The 18313-nt window shown below is 42.0% G+C and carries 19 protein-coding genes and 1 tRNA gene; 9 read left to right on the top strand and 11 right to left on the bottom strand.

Features of this window, described 5'->3' with window-relative positions:
• Positions 1 to 36 precede the first annotated feature (36 nt).
• The 4 genes from hscB to AW17_RS08450 all read left to right on the top strand — a co-directional run bounded on the left by hscB (position 37) and on the right by AW17_RS08450 (position 2495).
• Positions 37 to 573: a Fe-S protein assembly co-chaperone HscB gene (gene hscB / locus AW17_RS08465; protein ID WP_029275701.1), complete on the top strand. Its 537-nt coding sequence runs from the start codon at positions 37 to 39 to the stop codon at positions 571 to 573.
• Positions 574 to 802: 229 nt separating this feature from the next.
• A complete protein-coding gene (locus tag AW17_RS08460) occupies positions 803 to 1099 on the top strand; it encodes a DUF3817 domain-containing protein (protein ID WP_029275700.1) in 297 nt (98 codons plus the stop codon).
• 47 nt (positions 1100 to 1146) lie between these two features.
• Positions 1147 to 2346, top strand: coding sequence for an aminotransferase class V-fold PLP-dependent enzyme (locus AW17_RS08455; protein WP_029275699.1), 1200 nt, complete (start codon positions 1147 to 1149; stop codon positions 2344 to 2346).
• A 69-nt stretch (positions 2347 to 2415) separates the two neighbouring features.
• Positions 2416 to 2495: transfer RNA gene (locus AW17_RS08450), tRNA-Leu, on the top strand.
• On the opposite strand, the gene AW17_RS25365 is transcribed toward AW17_RS08450, so the two are convergent.
• Positions 2449 to 4119: a recombinase family protein gene (locus tag AW17_RS25365; protein ID WP_425339090.1), complete on the bottom strand. Its 1671-nt coding sequence runs from the start codon at positions 4117 to 4119 to the stop codon at positions 2449 to 2451. The two genes, AW17_RS08450 and AW17_RS25365, sit on opposite strands and share 47 nt — an antisense overlap.
• 286 nt (positions 4120 to 4405) lie before the next feature.
• Here AW17_RS25365 and AW17_RS08440 point away from each other — a divergent pair, with 286 nt between their 5' ends.
• Positions 4406 to 5536, top strand: coding sequence for a hypothetical protein (locus AW17_RS08440; protein WP_029275697.1), 1131 nt, complete (start codon positions 4406 to 4408; stop codon positions 5534 to 5536).
• 275 nt (positions 5537 to 5811) lie between these two features.
• Here the strand turns inward: AW17_RS08440 and AW17_RS08435 are convergent, their stop codons facing one another.
• From AW17_RS08435 to istA, 8 genes are all read right to left on the bottom strand, one after another.
• Positions 5812 to 6183, bottom strand: a complete 372-nt coding sequence (locus AW17_RS08435; protein ID WP_029275696.1) for a hypothetical protein — start codon at positions 6181 to 6183, stop codon at positions 5812 to 5814.
• Positions 6180 to 6623, bottom strand: a complete 444-nt coding sequence (locus AW17_RS08430; RefSeq protein WP_157280248.1) for a DUF6908 domain-containing protein — start codon at positions 6621 to 6623, stop codon at positions 6180 to 6182. The genes AW17_RS08435 and AW17_RS08430 overlap by 4 nt, the downstream gene beginning before the upstream one ends.
• Positions 6624 to 6659: 36 nt before the next feature.
• Positions 6660 to 7148, bottom strand: coding sequence for a J domain-containing protein (locus tag AW17_RS08425; protein WP_051691707.1), 489 nt, complete (start codon positions 7146 to 7148; stop codon positions 6660 to 6662).
• A complete protein-coding gene (locus AW17_RS08420; protein WP_029275693.1) occupies positions 7148 to 7375 on the bottom strand; it encodes a hypothetical protein in 228 nt (75 codons plus the stop codon). Before AW17_RS08420 ends, AW17_RS08425 begins: the two co-directional genes overlap by 1 nt.
• A complete protein-coding gene (locus AW17_RS24415) occupies positions 7372 to 7509 on the bottom strand; it encodes a hypothetical protein (RefSeq protein WP_167343652.1) in 138 nt (45 codons plus the stop codon). Before AW17_RS24415 ends, AW17_RS08420 begins: the two co-directional genes overlap by 4 nt.
• A 58-nt stretch (positions 7510 to 7567) precedes the next feature.
• Positions 7568 to 8089: a hypothetical protein gene (locus tag AW17_RS08415; protein WP_029275692.1), complete on the bottom strand. Its 522-nt coding sequence runs from the start codon at positions 8087 to 8089 to the stop codon at positions 7568 to 7570.
• A 403-nt stretch (positions 8090 to 8492) separates the two neighbouring features.
• The gene (locus AW17_RS23560) at positions 8493 to 9488 is read right to left on the bottom strand and encodes an ATP-binding protein (RefSeq protein ID WP_083488656.1); all 996 of its coding nucleotides are present in this window, start codon (positions 9486 to 9488) and stop codon (positions 8493 to 8495) included.
• A 19-nt stretch (positions 9489 to 9507) separates the two neighbouring features.
• On the bottom strand, positions 9508 to 11031 hold the full coding sequence (gene istA / locus AW17_RS08405) for an IS21 family transposase (protein ID WP_245235031.1): 1524 nt from the start codon (positions 11029 to 11031) through the stop codon (positions 9508 to 9510).
• Between the two features lie 374 nt (positions 11032 to 11405).
• Here istA and AW17_RS08400 point away from each other — a divergent pair, with 374 nt between their 5' ends.
• From AW17_RS08400 to AW17_RS08385, 4 genes are all read left to right on the top strand, one after another.
• Positions 11406 to 12005 (top strand): RNA polymerase sigma factor, encoded by a 600-nt coding sequence (locus tag AW17_RS08400; RefSeq protein ID WP_051691706.1) that lies wholly within the window; start codon positions 11406 to 11408, stop codon positions 12003 to 12005.
• A 74-nt stretch (positions 12006 to 12079) separates the two neighbouring features.
• Complete coding sequence (locus AW17_RS08395) at positions 12080 to 13072, top strand: FecR family protein (RefSeq protein WP_029275688.1); 993 nt, start codon at positions 12080 to 12082, stop codon at positions 13070 to 13072.
• 188 nt (positions 13073 to 13260) lie between these two features.
• Entirely contained in the window at positions 13261 to 15906 is a 2646-nt protein-coding gene (locus AW17_RS08390) for a TonB-dependent receptor (protein ID WP_029275687.1), read from the top strand.
• A 4-nt stretch (positions 15907 to 15910) separates the two neighbouring features.
• Positions 15911 to 16702 (top strand): DUF4249 domain-containing protein, encoded by a 792-nt coding sequence (locus AW17_RS08385; protein ID WP_051691705.1) that lies wholly within the window; start codon positions 15911 to 15913, stop codon positions 16700 to 16702.
• Positions 16703 to 16791: 89 nt separating this feature from the next.
• On the opposite strand, the gene AW17_RS08380 is transcribed toward AW17_RS08385, so the two are convergent.
• Together AW17_RS08380 and AW17_RS08375 are read right to left on the bottom strand one after the other, a co-directional pair.
• Positions 16792 to 16974, bottom strand: a complete 183-nt coding sequence (locus AW17_RS08380) for a hypothetical protein (RefSeq protein WP_029275685.1) — start codon at positions 16972 to 16974, stop codon at positions 16792 to 16794.
• A 55-nt stretch (positions 16975 to 17029) separates the two neighbouring features.
• A complete protein-coding gene (locus AW17_RS08375) occupies positions 17030 to 18313 on the bottom strand; it encodes a hypothetical protein (protein ID WP_209444220.1) in 1284 nt (427 codons plus the stop codon).

Genomic DNA, 18313 nt, shown 5'->3' with positions numbered 1-18313 from the left:
TCTGAACATCTGCGGCTTTTTAATTTAATATGCACCATGAGCGCAGCAACAACAGATATTAATTATTTCGATTTTTACGCGTTACCGATCCAGTTTCATCCAGATCAAAATGTGGTTAAAACAAAGTTTTATGCATTTAGCAAGCAGTTTCATCCTGATTTTTATGCCAATGAAAGCGAAGAGAAGCAGCAAGAAGTACTCGACCTGTCAACTTTGAACAACAAGGCTTACCAGACACTCAGCAATGCTAAAAAACGCTTAAAATACGTACTCGAATTAAAAGGGATTGTAGAAACAGACGAAGGTTATCAACTGCCCCAATCTTTTTTAATGGAAATGATGGATGTAAATGAGGCCTTAATGGATTTGGAATTTGAGCCAGATGCCGAAAAGCTAGCGCAGGTAAAACGAGATGTTGATGCCGTAGAAAAAGACCTTGCTAACGAATTGAACGATTTGATAGGCCGTTTTGATGGCAACCCAACAGCATCTGATGCACTATTGCCTTTGATTAAGGATAATTTTTACCGGCAGAAATACGTTGATCGGATCAGGGAACGCTTGCCGAAGTAGATGGAAGAAGTTTGAAGTCGGGGAGTCGGAGGTCCGAATATATAGCGTAAAAAAATAAGCGCCCAACGCTGTGCACTTTGTGCCTTTTCTTTGTGTCCTCTGCGGTTAAAAGATGGGAAGCCCTAAACCTTCCACCTTCGACCTTTGTAAGACACCCAATTGTAAAATCATTTTTTAGTTTTTGATAGGCAAAAGCTTTGTTTTACTTTCGGAGCAAACAATCAGATCAATGAATAGTTCTCTTTCAATTTTTCGCAAAGTGGCCGTGGCAGAAGGCATATCTTATCTGCTTTTATTATTTGTAGCCATGCCTTTAAAATATTTTGCAGATCTTCCTTTGTATGTAAAATATACTGGATGGGCACACGGATTATTATTTGTTTTATATGCAGCCACCTTAGTTTTAGCTTGGCAAGAGCAAAAATGGAAATTTGGTAAAGCCGTTTTGATCTTTTTAGCATCACTTTTGCCATTTATGCCCTTTGTGGTTGATCGCAAATTAAAAGATGAAAGAACGCTAAATTAATTGCCATTACACAAATTACTTACCTTTGTGTTATATGCGCTTAACAAATGATCGCCAGAGGTAGGTTAGATATCCGTTTTACCGAACTTTTTAAGTGTGCTTTATACTGTATTGGTAGTGCTTGCGGCTTTAAAAAAGAACAGCCCCGGTTCCCTGAAGGGCAGTTGCCCTGTCTTTCTGTTCGTACAGGTTTACATCTCGTATTAGAAGCACTAAATCTTGAACCTGGTGATGAAATACTGGTTGCAGATATTAACATCCCGGATATGTTTGCAATCATCGCTGCCTATCATTTAAAAGTTGTACCCTTAACTATAGATAAAAATACACTAGGCATATCGGCCGGACAGATAGGGGCAGCTATTACACCCAAAACAAAGCTGCTGCTCATTACCCATTTATTTGGTGCCATAATGGATACCGAAGCACTGCTTAATATAGCCAAATTGAATAATCTGACCGTAATAGAAGATTGTGCACAAGCTTATGATGGAATTTATAAAGGTGATTTAAAATCGGACGTGGTATTGTTCAGTTTTGGACTAATTAAGACAAATACAGCCTTAAGTGGTGCGATACTTCATATTAGAAACGAGCAATTACTGGCTGCGGTAAAAATATTGAACAATAGGCTGCCGGTGCAAAAAGGCGATCGATACTTCAAAAAAATAATTAATGCTACCCTGATTAACATTCTTGTCGCTAGATGGCCATTTACCATAGCTTATTGGCTTTGCAAGCAATTTGGCAAAGACTTCGATACGCTTATTACTGGTTTTACAAGAGGTTTTCCCGGTGAAGATGTAATGGAGAAAATCAAATACAGGCCATGTTATGCTAATTTATGTATGTTGCAGCATAGAGTGAGTGATTTTGATCAATCTCGTATTCATAAGAGAAAGCTACTGGCAAACGAATTATTATTGAATGTTGATTCGCGAAATATTATTGGTGCTGCAAACTTAAGGCATACACACTGGGTAATTCCGATAGTAGCGGCTAATCCATCACTGTTAATCGATAAATTAAGAGAAAAAGGATTCGATGCAACGTCAAAAGCCTCCAGTTTAGTTAAGATAGGTTTCACGGGTTTGCCGCCAAAAACCTCAAATGAGCTAATACTTCAAAATTTAGTTTATCTGCCAATGGATATGAAAATGAGTAAAAAAGAAGTTAAACAATTGAACCAGTTGTTATTAGATAATCTGTTAAAAGACGAAGGTTTTAGTAAATCAGATCAGACATAAAAAGAAGTAAATAAAATTTGCGAATTAAGAGCTTAATTTATACATTTGCATCCCGCTGAATAAGCAAATGCCCAGCTGGCGGAATTGGTAGACGCGCTGGTCTCAAACACCTGTGGGAAACCGTGCCGGTTCGACTCCGGCGCTGGGTACCGAGCCGGATTTAGTTCTAATTTTAGTTCTAACTCCGGCTTTTTTATTTCCTAAAACCCTGTTAATCTGATAGATAAAAAGCGCCGCAGAGTTGATTTGGGTGTTTCGACAATCGTTTTCAAAAATTCGCCATTTTTCCGGATAGATCGAACCAATGATAAAGCGTTTTTGCTCAATATCGCCGTTCTGATATAGTTCAAGCAGGTTTTGAAGCCTAATCAGAGCCTCATCAACAAAATCACTGAAATCCGTTTTTACCGCCTGATCTTTTTTCAACGTTTCAAGCTCTGCTTCCAGTCTTATAATCTTCTGCTCACATTGTGTTTTCATAATTTTATAATCATCAGTAGTGATATCATCTGATAATAGCATAGCACGGATTTTTGTGATTACATTATTTTGTGCGGAAATTTCAGTAACCAAAAAGCTCTTCTTTTCCTCGAAGTGTTTGGAATCGTCATGGGTTACGTCACAAACAATTTCTTTAAACAGCTCAGCTATTCCAGGCTTTGGAACAAACTTTCTAATTTCGATTTCAAAACGCTTATTCACATCTGCTGCAAGATATCTTCCCCTGCACGGAGTACGGCAGTGATAATAATAGTAGTGTTCCCCGGTACGCCCTTTCGAGCCACTGCCAGTCAGTAATTTATTGCAGTTAGGACATAAAATAAAGCCGCGTAAGGGGAAATGTTTTGGAGGTTGGGTATTCACCCTCGCAGGTTTCCGTCTTCCATTCAGCAAATCCTGGACATCCCAGAACAGTTTTTCACTAATGATAGGTTCGTGTTTACCATCAACCAGATATGACTCATTATGTTCATCAGGGGGAACCACGATTTTACCACAGTAAATAGGGTTTCGGATATTTTCAGTAAAAGTAACCCTGGAACACTTTAGACCTCTTGCCTTTGCAAACCTCCAAACTGCCTGCGCATTGAATGCGCCTGTAGCTAAAGTTTCAAAAGCCCATCTAAGGTGACTGGCTTCAGGTTCCAATGGCTCGATATACTTTACCTTATCTTTGATCCTGTTGATGTATCCTGCGGGCGCTTTTCCCATCCAGCGGCCTTCACTTTTTCCTCGTCTCATACCGGCCACCACATTTAAACCTCGTCTTAGGTTGTCCGCTTCCGCTTGAGCAATATAAACAGCCAGCATGATCCTGCTTTCTGGTATTTTTAAGTCTAGGTACTGATCAATTGCATTAGGAGTAATGTTTAGCGTTTCAAGAATATCGATCATCTCATAGGCATTGGCTGCATTCCGGCTAAAACGATCCCACTTCGTAAACAGTATCAGATCACAAATGCGGCCTCTGGTCTTTTTAAGCTCGAGCAGCATCTTCGACCATTCCGGTCTACGCTTAAAAGTCTTAGCAGAAAAATCTTCATAGATCACCCTTCCGACCTTAATGTTCTGACGTTCGCAATATTCCTGCAAACGTTGATCCTGATCTCGCTGCGAATATCCCCTGTCTGCTTGTTCATCAGTACTTACCCTGATGTACAAAAAAGCTACCTTTCGGGTGTCAATTTTATCCTCACCTACATTTTTTTTCTGCTCGAGCTTGTGGGTCCTCCTGTCACGTACTCGGATTCCGTTAATTTCTATTTTTTCCATACCTCTTTCATTCTGTCGTCTTTAAGTACTTGATTAGCTGATAATATAGCGAAATTGTACATGAAATCCAAGATGATTCTTGCCTCCGCAAGCGTAATTTTTTGACCATATTTGGCCAATACTCTAACTGCCCGCTCAGGAGTTATGGTTCGTTTCTGTGGAATGACTTTGATCATAGGCATGTTATGAAATGCAATGATGAAAGAATATGATTGATAAACTTCAGGGGAGCTTTGGGGAGTACCTTTTTATTAAAATTTATTGGTAATTTATACCCATCTCTAAAATGCTTCTAAAAACTACAGATGATATCATCATACACGCATCTGAAGGAGAACGAAATAACCCATGTTGGATAGCATATATGCACCCTTATGTTTTCATAGTTCCCGATGATGAAAAGCCTTGGAAATTAGAGATTGATGAGATAAATAAAGTGAGTTACAACTATTCCAAACTGTTACGTGTAGTTTCTAAAATTAAGTGTGATAACTCCGGATTGGACGGACTTGTGTGTTACGATGGAACTATAGCGTTACCTATGCGTGGCCGTTTTCTACAAAAAGAAAATGCCGTGGAATACTTCAATCAAATTTTTTTAAAATTTAACCTGAATGGCTTTTTTGTAGGTTACGTCGATCACAAGGATGTTTTGCACGGTAGGCTTGAAGAAAAATGGAGCATATATACTTACGAAATGGGCAAGTCAGCGACCGCCCAGCTTCATTCTAAAAACCGCTGGGGCTTAGGAAGCCAATCGGATAGTGTTTACCTAGATATTCCTAGAATACTGAAAGTGAGTGAGTTCCACGCAATTTTGAATCTCGGGGACAAGGACTTATCTAAAATACCCAATCTTTCCGCGAAATTTCTGAATGTAGGTATTACTGAACTGAAACATTACAATTGGGATGGGGTATTATCCAATCTTTGGATTACAGCGGAACAGTTGATTGATTATCTATGGTATAACAAATTGTTGAAAAGTGAATCCTTTCATCCAGATAATGATATTCCTGGACGGAAAAATTCAATGAAAGATGACAACAGGACTTGGAGCGCCACTATAAAACAGGAAATGTTATTTCAAGCCAAAATTATTTCAGAAGAAATTTTATCTGATCTTTTCAAAGCACGGCGCGATAGAAATAAATTAGTTCACGAAGGCAAAGCTGTCAGTGAAGAAACAGCATGGAAATTATTTTCTGCAATATCAGCTTTGTTAAAAGTTGTTTTGGAGAAAGAACACCTGCTAGGAGATTCCATAGAGATGAGTAGGAAGCCTATAGTAGCTAATTCCTTTAACGCTGAAAGTGAATCTTTTGAAGACTGGCAAGCATTACCAGATGAAAATATAATTGAAGCTGCTTTGGGTAACGAAGTAACCAAGAATGCAAAAATTGAAAAATCTCAATAAAGTTTCTGTATTTCTTCTTAGGTAAAAAGTTTCTATGTATGATGGAGTCAATTTGAGTATAGAGCGTGATACAAGTAGGTACTTCGCCAATTTGAAAAAAAAACGAGGTCAGGATCAATTTTTGCGAAGTTGAATATCCAAACCAAACAGGGTAGAATATACACTGGATCTCACTTTAAAAGATAGTCAAAACCTCATGCCCGTAAGGGCGGCGTGCAGATTTTTGATACTTATCAGCCTATGATAAAAAGGGGGGCAAACTGCCCCCCTGAAAGCTAGGTGAAAAGAACTTGGACAATCAGCTTAAATTTTTCATCCCTACTCCGATGTTCGGCGTACTTGATAATCCGGTCCGTCACAAAAAGCGAAGTGTAGGTAAAATATAGCTGGTCAGAAAACATTCTGCTACTTTTAACCATGTTATAAGTATGTTTTTTTAATATCGCTGCCGTTTCCTCGGAAAGGGTCTGCCAATAATCAAAGGACATAAAACCTTCACCCCACTGACTGCGGTAGACCTCTTTATTGTGCTTGAAGTTTTCGCAGAACATCTTGATATCCTCTAATAGCATGGGCATTTCACTAGGGAACAACTCGTGTAAAAGCCTTGCTTTTTCCGAGCCTGAAAGAGTGCTAAGTGATTTCATAACTGATCTAAATACTTTTGATCCCTGATATTATTTAACCAAACCTCAGCAAATTCAACATGTTCCGCCTGCAGATCAGCGTTATATTCAGTATGCTGTTGATCACCGAAAATGATACTTTCTTCATACATTCCCAGATCGGACTGCTCAAAGGAGCAGGGGATGATTTTCAGGTTCTGACTACTGTGCAGACTGTTTTCATCAGTTGCCACAGTAAAGCGCATTTCAGGATCGCTCATGAGATCACCATTAGAAGTGTAATAATGGGCTAAGCTATATATTGTACCCTCGTTAAGATCCCCTAATTTTACCCCATGGGTAAGTTTTTCAATGCTCAGCGCCATAAAGGGGATATTTTCAATTCGTAAATGATCTTTGCCTTGCATCCTTTCGATCAATTGGCAAAATATTTCTGTGCTATTTTGATTTAGTGTTTTCATATAAGATTGCGCCCTTTGTACGGTGGCGCCTCCGTTTTAATGTGGTAAATAATTCCTTTTACTATAGTTTTTACCACCGTTCAGCACCTCACTACCGTATTTCACTTTGATTTCATCCAAACTCTTTTTACTGCCCTTGCTTACCTTATATTCACCTGTACGGAAGTACCAAGCCAGTTTTTTATAGGCAAAAAAGAACCCTGCATTTTTCAGCTCTGATTTAACCGCAATCGTGTTACCCGTTACCCAAATCCAGTAGCCGACCAGTTCAACCGTGATCCCCTCTAAATGAATGATCTGTTCTAAAGCCCTGCGGTATTCCTCCGAAAACCGGATTTCGTTTTCGGTTTCTTCCTCGCTCAAGTTTCCGCCCTTGATAGCCCTTGCAGATGCAAAAGCATATTCTTTATTAATGGTCTGCATGGTTTCAGTATCACCGCCTAAATCGGGGTGATACTGTTTTGCTAATTTTTTATACAGCGCTTTAACCTCGTCAAGCGTCCTGCATTCTGCAAACCACCTCATTACTTGTCACCCTCCATCGCTGCCATTTGGTTTGGCTTTGTAAACCGATGTACTTTAGTGTTTGCGATCCTAGAAACCAGTATTTCAGTTTCCAGTACATTGATATTTGCCGTATCGGTAAGAAGTAAACTAGATTGGTTTTCCAGTTCCCTAACCGTATCGCGGGTATGGGCGTGGTCAGAATGAACCATTACACGCACCATAATAAAAACAGTTTCGTATTTCATAACGGAAGCCCTCCATGATTTACCCTAAACTCTTTGTATTGACTATAAAAAGCGGTCGGATTATCGTCCTCGAACTGATCTGCGTAACCCTCCCAAAACATAGCGTCTAAAAATTCTTTGAATGCATCTAACATAACTGTTGATTTTAAGATGAATAAAAAGCCTCCCGAAAACCTCGAGAGGCTTAGAGATTTAAGCAGGCAAAACAATTCCTGCCTCCACTTCTGCAAGACGCTCGGCAAAACGGCCACTGATAAAAACCACCGTTCCTTTAATAACCGAAGGGCTTTTTGTACTAAACCTGTTGCCTTTATTATCAGTAATTACCAGCTCACAAAACTGAAATGCCGTTTCGTCCTCCAATTCATCCAAATTCTCTTTTTGGCTGTCCTCGAAGCCTGCAAGCGAATCCATATAACCTTTATAGCGATCACGCAAAGCAGTTCTTTTGCTCAACTCCGCAACCAGTTTTAAAGTCTCGTCCAAATTCAATACAGGTTTTTGCTGTGCCAACTGTTCTTTTAATTCAACCTTTGATGCCCCATCATTGCCGTTCGGTTTACTTTCTTCGGACTTAGGCGGTTCAGGCTGATTTTTAGCCTCTACTTTTTTAGTTTCCACATTTACAGGGTTACCTGCTACAAACTTTGGGGTTTTGTCTGCCTTTGTACCGTTTACACTTGCTTGGCCGTTTTGATTAACTTTAGTTTCCATTTTTTGATAAATTAAATTTGTGAACCCTGCTTACTACCTTTCGGCAGGAGCCATTCCTGGCTTTTTGTTAAGCACCCGCACCTGTTGGGCAGAGATTACAGGCAAGGCTTTTGGAAAAAAAATACCTCGGGAGCGAAGCGAACAGGGAAGATTATTTTTTCAAAACAAGCGCAGCAAAGCGGAGCCGCCTTGACTAGGTAATCAATGCCAATCAGATCTTTGTTGCGCAAACAGCCAAAATCAGCCCTTACCAATCTTATCAGAAGAAAACAGAATGTTAAACAAGGGAAAGCAAGTCCGTCCGAGCAACGCGGTAGACGGTCTTGCTAAATGCACCGAAGCGGCTGAAGGGAAGTATGAGCAAAGCGGCTGCAGCTGCGCTACCATCTAACTCGCCCCAAACTCAATTTCGATCAAAAAAATACGCAGGCTCATCACCCGTATCCCCCGGTTTTTTCACCAGGTAAACCGTCTTAGACTCTGGAGCGGGCATATATATCCTACGCGCAAGTTCAATAGCCGCCAATACGGCGCTAGCCTTGGCAATACCCATACCCTTAAATTTGCACAACGAAGAAAAACTACAAGTTTTAAGTAAATGGGCCCGGCCACCATGACCATCAAATATTCGCTTACCCAACTCCACGGCAGATTCTCCGGGAGTGCCCGAACCCAACAAAATTGCCAGTAATTCTTCAGTTCTAAGTTTAGTGCCACCCTTTGCGAATAGCTTTTCCCTTGGCCTTGTGTACTCCGGCATTGCTTTAATACCTTTGGCCGCTTTATATTCCTCCGCCATATCCTGTACCGTTTGATAACCTCGGTCATGAAATGCGGCCGCCTGAAACAACGAAGCCATGGCATTAATAAAATCAGGTAAATGATCTTCGAATACCACAAATGGCCACCGCTTATAGCTGCCATCTTCCTGTTGTTCGCTACGGGTGAGCTGTATGTATCTGCTATTGTTATCCGCGCGTTTTAAGTCAACGAAATAATGCCTTTTAGAACCGGCCGAAAAGAATTCCGAGGCCAGTATATATCCAAGGGCGGTGGCAAGGTAGCTTTTTCCGGTACCGGTGGAACCGGTTATAAAAAGATCCTTGTGCTCCTTAATGAAATCCAGGGCCGCAAGTCTGTGTACCTGGTTCCTGTCAAGGCCACGTTCAATGGAGTAATCAATATGCTCAAGAGATGCCTTATATCGGAATGCAGCCGCCCTAATTGTTCTTTCCACTGAACGGTTGCGTCTGTCATCCCACTCGCTGGCAACCAATACGGATATAAACTGATCAGTGGTCAGCGATTCCTTTACTGATGATTCCAGATTGGTCCTGAATGCATCGTACATCCCAAACAGTCTTAGCTGTTTCATTTTTTCTAATGTTTCATTGTTCATTTCTAATTGCTATTTATTGTTACTGGTAATATTCCTTACCTCTGATGTTTCCATGCTCAGGGATCTCTATCGTCTGTTCTTCTACAGATAGCTGATCAAGCTGCTTTCGCAGTATCTCCTCAATTATGCGGTAGTTGTACTGCCCAAGATTATCTGCCCAACGGCAGGCATTTCTTAGCCGCACCGTTCCAACACGACGTGCAAAGTTCAGTATGCCCGAACAGGATTTATGGGCCTGCTCCGGATGTCCCTTATACTCAAGTACCTTTGATATATAACTGGCAACATCACTATGGATCTCTTCTGCCTGCCGTATAAAGTTTTCAGGGGTCCATTCTGAGATATACCGGTGTTGTGGCGCCAGATGGGTTTCCTGGGTGGTATAATGGTGCTTTGTCCGCACTCTTGAATGAAAAGCTATCATGGTATAGTTGTAATAGACTTTTACTGAGCCGGAAGTGTACAGCAACTTCACCTTTTTGCCAACATAGTTATAGGGAACACTGTAGCAGTGAACATCTTCGCCCAGCCGTACATGCCCGTTTCTCATTACGGTAACCATCACCTGCTTGTGCACCTCATATCGAACCGGATTAAGCACGGCAAGTGCTTCACGTTCGATTTCCTCAAACTGTTCCCTGCGTGAGTAGTTTCTGCCGGAAAAGGGTTTGTTATTATGGGTTTCCAGCAATGGGGCAATCGCAGAATTGAGCTGCACCAGGGTTTCAAAGTGGCGATTATCCAGTTTGCTATAAATACTTCGATAAATGAGTTTCACAGCTCCTTCTACGAGTGATTTGTCGCGAGGTTTATAGGCACGTGCGGGAATAACTGTTGTTGCGTAATGCTCCGCAAATGCTGCAAACTCATCGTTCAGTACCGCCTCATACCTGCTTCCCCTTGTTACAGCAGAGCGAAGATTATCAGGCACGATTGCCTCGGGTACACCTCCGAAATAGCGCAGTGCATTTTCACAGGCGGCGATGAGATCCTCCTTTTTCTGTGAAGCCACAGCCTCAACATAGGTGAGCTGGCTGCAACCAAGGATCGCCACGAATACCTCTACATCCTGCCTGATATTATCATTTCCGCTAAGAAATAGCTTTTTACCGGCAAAGTCGATATACATTTTATCGCCAGCCTTATGTTCGATGTGCATTACCGATCTGGAGAGCTGCAGATAGACCATTATGGCATTATTAAAGTGCGAGCGTCCATACCCGTCGGAATGCTTCTTTATATATTCCTCATGGAGAGATTCCCTTGTTATACCCTTTTTCTTCAATCTTTTACAGTAATCAGGTAATAGTGTTTGGAGAATCTGCATACGGGGTGCACTGGAGATCCTGGCCACAGGTGTGGTAAAAATGACGGCCAGATCGCTGTCGCTCTTGGCATTGAACTCTTCATAGCTAATGCCAAGTGCCTGCCAGATGCGAATATACTTTTTAATGGTATTGCGTGAGGTTGACACCATTCCATGGATGCGCTTGGTCCCGATCCCCTGACTGTATAGACGGATGATCTGTCTTAGTTTATTCATTTTGATAGGCTTATTGGACATTGTAATCAGCAGTTTTTGTTCGGCTAAAAGCTAAACAAAAACATATTCCTACAAACCATTCAGCACAAACGAATCTGCGATTTCAAGGGGGTCAATTTGGATCGGCGCAAAGGGATCTTTTTGCTTTGGCGAACCTTATCAAATTAACTCGGCAAAGGGGGGCTTTTTAAAGTGGCGAAGAGGGGTCAATTTACAACGGTTTATCCACTCAGTCAAGCTTTTGATTCAAAAAGTCTTTATTAAAGAGATCCAATCGTGATATCAAAAATATTTGCCTATCACCAGTATTGACCATTAACTAAAATGCAATCCCAATATTATGAATTTGATATATATATTTGTCAACCAAATATATGAATCCAGTTCCAGCCAAAGACATCGAATTATTGCTCCAGCTTAGAAACGGAGATGAGTCTGCCTTTGCCGAAATCTATAATCAATACCGGAGCAAAATTTTTGTTTACGCTGCCAGTTTATGCAAATCAACAGACCTTGCCCAGGAGATCGTACAGGAAGTATTCATCAGGATCTGGCAAAAGCGGGAACAGATCAATACCGACCTGCACTTTGGAGCCTACATCAAAAAGATCACACTGAACCATGTGCTCAACCACTTGAAAAAAGTGGCCAGGGAGAAAGTCCTTCAGCAGGAACTCTTCGGTTATATCGAAACGCTCAGGAACAGTACCGAAGAAAGTCTGCTTGAAAAAGAACTGTTAAAGACCTATGATGAGGCGATAGAAAACCTGCCTCCCCAGAAAAAGCTGATTTATCAGATGAGCAGAACCCAGGACCTCACTCATGATGAAATCGCCCAAAAGCTCAACATTTCTAAAAACACCGTAAAAAACCATATGGTTGAAGCAACCCGCTTTATCCGGAACTACGTGGCTAAAAATGACAGCGTCATCTGTTTTTTAATTGCAGCTTCAAATTATTTTCATTCCAACTAGTCCCATCGCTTTCCGCAGTTGTATTAGGTACAAACAAGCCGGGCAAGGCAGCCCGTTTTGGCTATTGAAACATTGTGAAAGAAAAGCAGCAGTTAAAAGACCTTTACCAATTGTACCTCAGTAACGAGTGCAACAGGGAAGAATTCGAACTTTTTTTTAAGGCACTAAACGATCAGCAGCAGGACAATGAAATTTTAGAACTCATGTCAGCCAGCTGGGACAATACCCACACCGTTCCAGACGTCGGTCTCAGTCCAGATTTTCTGCCGTTGGAGGCCAAACAGGTTAAACTCAAAGAACGCACATCCCCCGCGGTACCGCTACGCAAATGGATCTCGGTCGCTGCGGCAATCGTTGTATTTACCATGGGCCTATACTTTTTCAGGTCTTCCTTGCTCCATTTCATTGACCCAGTTCACCAGCAGCAAGCCTGGAGCGCAGCGGGTGAGCGAAAAAAAATACAGCTTGCAGATGGTTCCCTTGTATGGCTCAGCCCTAACAGTAAGCTAAGTTATCCAGATCAGTTTAACGACAAACAAAGAAGCGTTAGCCTGGATGGTGAAGCGTTTTTTGAAGTTGCCCATGATGCGGACCATCCCTTTATCATCAAAACAGGCAAGGTCAATACCGTTGTACTGGGTACAAGTTTCAATATTTCCGCCTATCCAAAACAGAAAACAATCAGCGTGACCCTGGTAAGCGGAAAAGTGGCAGTAGCACTTCATACCACAAACAGCACCCATACCGAGATGATACTGCCCAACCAACAGGTGATCATTGATAAGAACGATGAAAAACTCAGGAAAATAGACTACCCGGATGCCGCTTCTTTTTTGGACAGGAGGCTGGGTAAATATGAATATAAGGGCAGCACCTTACAACAGGTTGTCCAGGACATCGAATCTCAGTATAACGTGCGGATCAACCTGGATGGCAGTTTATCGGATAAAACTTTTTACGGCAACCTGGATATGAACGCTCAGTTAAGCCAGGTCCTAAACAAACTATGTCTAATTATGGAACTTAAATATGAAAAGAAAGGGGAGGGCTATGTTATCATAAAATAAATGCCTGCCTCTGTAGAACAGAACCAGGCAAATATCCAATCAATTAAAAATGTCCGAGCCTTGAGAACTTTGGGACATTAGAAATTAATATTAACCATAAAGTTATGAAACGCTTCGCGCTTATCGTCAATAATTGGAAATAATTCCAATAGCAAAAAGCGATAAGTCATAACAGCAAAATAAAAATAATGAAAAAAAAAGCATCTGTAAAGATCCTGACCTTAACCGCACTGATCCTGTTTTTAATGGCATTGGTACAAACAAGGGCATATGCCCAGGATCCCCTGGATAAAAAACTGAATATAAACTTAGCTGACGAACAGCTTAAAAATGCCCTGGATAAGATCACAAAAGCATCCGGCGTTAAATTCACTTATAACGAGCAGGTCGCCACCAGTAAAACCAGGATAAGTGTTCAGGCAACAAACAAAACTTTAAGAGAAATCCTATCTGCTGCATTTTCAGATAAATCCATACAGTTCAGTGTACTGGATAAAGAGGTCTTTATCCGCATCAATACCCAGGCCGTAAAAAAGCAGGGAGCCGGTCCGGCGGCAGATCCCGGTCAGAACAAAGAAAAGTATACCCTGAGCGGAACCATTAAATCCAAAGGTTCCGGTGAAATATTGATAGCCGCCTCGGTAAAGGTTGCCGGCACAAACCTGGCTACAATAAGCAATGAGTATGGTTTTTATTCCATCACGCTAAACAAAGGAACCTATACGGTTGAAGTAAAGGGCGTTGGTTTTAAAACCTATAACACACAGGTAGAGCTAAACCAGGATGTAAAGCTCAACGCTGCACTGGAAGATGAAAACAATCAACTGGAAACCGTTACCATCAAAGGCAGCTCCAATAACCAGGACATCAAAAGCACGCAGATGGGGATGGAACGTTTCAGTATCCGCGAAACCAAAGAAGTACCCGTGCTATTGGGCGAACCGGACATCATCAAAACGCTGCAGTTATTGCCGGGCGTTAAAACAGCAGGAGAAGGAAACGGCGGGATGTTTGTGCGCGGAGGCAGCTCCGATCAGAATGTCATCCTGCTCGATGAGGCGCCGGTATACAATGCCACCCACCTACTGGGATTCTTTTCCACTTTCAATTCAGACGCGATCAAGAACGTTACCCTTTATAAAAGCGGTATGCCCGCCCAGTATGGAGGAGGCCTTTCATCGGTCCTGGATGTAAAAATGAACGATGGAAACAACCAGAAACTAGGCGTTAGCGGTGGGGTTGGACTCATTTCAGCCAGGGTAAATGTTGAAGGCCCCATCCAAAAAGATAAATCCTCTTTCCTGATTTCGGCCAGAAGAACTTATGCCGATATGTTCCTAAAGCTCTCCAGCGATAGCTCGGTCCGCAACACCCAGTTATATTTTTATGATATCAACCTTAAGGCAAACTATATCCTTGGAGAAAAAGACCGCCTCTACGTTTCGGGCTACTTTGGAAAAGACGTGCTGGCCTCTGAAAACCTATCGGGCATCAACTGGGGGAACGCCACCTCGACGCTGCGCTGGAACCATGTTTTTAACAACAAACTGTTTTCCAATACCTCGCTTATTTTCAGCAATTACAACTATAACGTCAAATCAAACAGCGATGAAAACTCACTAAGCCTCTTCTCCCAGATCAGGGACTGGAGTTTTAAAGAGAATATGCAATGGTACCTTAATGAAAAGAATACTGTTACTTTCGGCTTGAGCGCGACCTATCACAATATCAAACCAGGAGAAGTACAGGCCTCTGGCGATTCAGGTTTTCTTTCCCAGCAGTTCCAGAATAGGTTTTCACTGGAAAATGCGGTATACGCCAGCAATACCTGGAAAGCAAGTGATGCCCTGAACATTACCTATGGATTGAGGTTATCTGCCTTTAGCATATTTGGAAAGGGAGACTTTTATGATCTGGATAACAATGGAAATGTAACAGGAACCACAAACTATAAAAGCGGTGAAATGGTGAAGACCTATATCAACCCTGAGCCGCGTCTTGCCCTGGCCTTGCAACTGAGTGAACAGTCTTCCCTTAAGGCCTCATATGTGCGCAATGTTCAGAACCTGCACCTGATTTCCAACTCCAATGCATCGTCACCGACAGATAGATGGGTGGCATCGACCAATATCATCAAACCAGAATTAAGTGATCAATACTCCATAGGTTATTATAAAAACTTCAGCGGAAATGCATACGAATTTTCGGCAGAAACCTATTACAAAAGCCTGCAGAACCAGATCGATTACCGGAATGGTGCTGATATCTTTACCAGCAAACCCATAGAGACCCAGTTGCTCTTCGGCAAGGGCCGCGCTTATGGCCTGGAACTGTTGATCAAGAAAAAAACCGGAAGGTTTACCGGATGGCTGGGTTATACGCTGTCTAAAACAGAGCGAAAAATAGACGGCATCAACAACGATGAATGGTATAATGCCCGTCAGGATAAAACCCACGATATCGCTTTTGTCGGGATGTATAAACTGAGCCCAAGATGGACAGTTTCTGCCAACTGGGTATACTCGACCGGAAACGCGGTTACTTATCCAAGGGGGAAATATACCATGATGGGCAAAAGCTATTTTTATTTTTCAGACCGCAATGGCGACCGTATGCCAGCCTACCACAGGCTTGACCTGGGTGCCACACGCCTGTTAAAGCAGACCAAACGCTTTTCATCTGAACTTAACTTTAGCCTGTACAACGCCTACGGAAGAAAAAACCCTTTCCGTATCACTTTCAGCGACAATGAAACCGACCCAAGCAAAACCGAAGCCATCAGGACAACCTTATTCCAGTTTGTTCCTTCCATATCTTATAATTTTAAATTTTAAGCAGATGAAACCTATAATTTATTTAATATTCATGCTCCTGTTTTTATCTTCATGCGATGATGTGATAGAGCTAAACCTGAAAGATCCGCAGATCAAGTATGTAATCGAGGGCATGATCACCAACCAGCCTGGGATTTGCAGGGTAAAAATCAGCCAGACCAAGGATTTCAATGAAAATAACCAGTTCAACGGGGTTAGCGGCGCACTGGTTCAAGTAGAAGGCAATGGCGTAACAGTTACATTATCCGAAAACACAACAGGAATCTACCAGACCGATAAAATAAACGGTGCGCCTGGTGTGACTTATCGACTTACGGTTAAAATCAATAATGAAGTGTTTACGGCAAGCAGCACCATGCCAGATCCTGTTCCGCTTTTGGATTTTACGCTTAAACCAGGGGACTATGAACCTACAAGGGCAACTCCAAAAATCAAGTTTAAGGATGTCGCTACAGCCACAAATTACTACTGGTTCCAGCAGTACATCAATGATGTGATCCAGCCTCAGTATAAAGTTTTCAGCGATGAATTTACTTCCGGTCAGGAAATCAATGAATACCTTGTTTTTGAAAACAGGACAAAGGACATCAGTAAAGACATGGTTAGGGGGGACAGGCTGACTGTAGAAATGCATAGCATTGAAGCTCCGGTATACACCTATTTATCCAGCCTTTTCAATGCCAACGGCTCAGCCGACGGCGCGGCTCCTGCCAATCCGGTAAGTAATATTAATGGAGGAGCAATTGGCTTTTTTAGTGCCCATACCGTAGAGCGCAAGACCATTGTGATCCCATAAAAGCCCGTCAGAAAAGAATAACAAACTTAAAAAATAGCCCTGCTCCAAATGAAGCAGGGCTATCATTTCCCAAAACAGTTTACCTGTTTTTATTTACTTTCTTTGTTTTTGAGCTCGGTTACTTCAGCTCTTCCAGCCTGGGCCAAAACTTTGATTTCCTGATAAGCCTTGCGCAAACGCGTTCCAGCCGCTTTGTTACCCTTTTCATGGAATGCAGTCGCATCTGCTTCTGTAGCGGCAACCAACTCTTTTAATTTTTGAAATGTTGACATAAAATGATTGATTTTTAAAAATGAATATATAAATAATTAAATAATTCTGGATTGATTACAAGCTCAACGAACTTTCCTGCTCTTTATTCTTTTCCCTTTTCTGGGATTTTTCCTTTCCAGAAGCATGCCCCAAGGTTTGCTCCGAACCCTGCTCTTTTTTCAGTTCCTCTCGCTTCACCGGTTTCCCATTAAGTTCAAAGAAATTCAGATTGGTATAACGTGGCACCGCCTCGACACGTAACCTCTTTTCCTCACCATCTGGGCCTATTACCGTAACAGGTGGTTTATTGCCATTCTGAATATCCGAAGCCAGCTTTTCGACTGTTTCCGTTTTATCAATATCTTTTATATTGTACTCAGAAAGCTGTTTTTTCAGATCAAAACCATAACCCTCACCAAACTGCTTCATCGTATAGTTCCCATAACGGTCTTTAGGCTGATCAAACTGATAAACACTCCAGGCCTTATACTGCTCGCCAGCACGGCTCACCATATCCTCGCGGAAAACAGCTCTTCCCTGAAGCATGTTTGCAGCCTGCTCCACCGTAAAACCTTTTCCACGATCGATATAATGCGAATTTCGTAGCACAGGCGAATAAAAAGTTTGCTGGAATTCCTTCTTCACATAATCAATCTTCCCATCCTTCATCGTCGCCAGTGTATCCCTGTACTGCAGGTCTTTATCAGTCGCTTTACCAGTAGCTAACTCCGAAACACCCTTCTGCTCCCTGAAATAATCCATTGCCTGAACCGCACTATCAAATTTGCGAAGCAGATTTTCAGGAATCTTCCCCGGCTCATTGGGGCTAACCACCAAATACTGGTGATCCTTTTCTAAAGGCTTCGCCTTACTTTGCGCAATATCAAAGCGGTTCAGATAATAATAATCCGACTGACCAGATTTTTTCATGTGGATCGAAATATCCATCATACCCACATCAGCTGGAACCTGCCCCTTAACAGTAAACTTTTCAATTCCCTGTTCCATCATGCCCTCAGCGAGCGTGATCATACCTTGAGGAACCTTCAGCGCAGCCGCTTCAGCCCTAAAATTTTCTAATGAATTTCTATTCATATCAATATTTTTTTGTTCATACTCTATTTTTTTCAAATCCTGCACAAGCAGAGGTAAAGGCACAGCATTATGCCAATCAAAAATCTGCTGATTCTCCCTTGCAAACTCGGCGGCACTAAACTGACCAGAGAAACAGTGCAGATCCCAGCTGCCACTAATCAATTGGTCAGAATTATAAACCACCCAATCCCGGCGCAGATCAGCCTGCCCAGCAAGAAAACTAATCAGCTCTCCAGCCAGCCCTTCTTTTTCAGCCAACATCAT

Origin of the sequence: Pedobacter borealis DSM 19626, from assembly GCF_000708285.2 — a bacterium.
Classification (GTDB): Bacteria; Bacteroidota; Bacteroidia; order Sphingobacteriales; family Sphingobacteriaceae; genus Pedobacter; species Pedobacter borealis.
The sequence above is the reverse complement of the archived record's forward strand: the minus strand, read 5'-3'. Positions and strand labels throughout refer to the sequence as shown.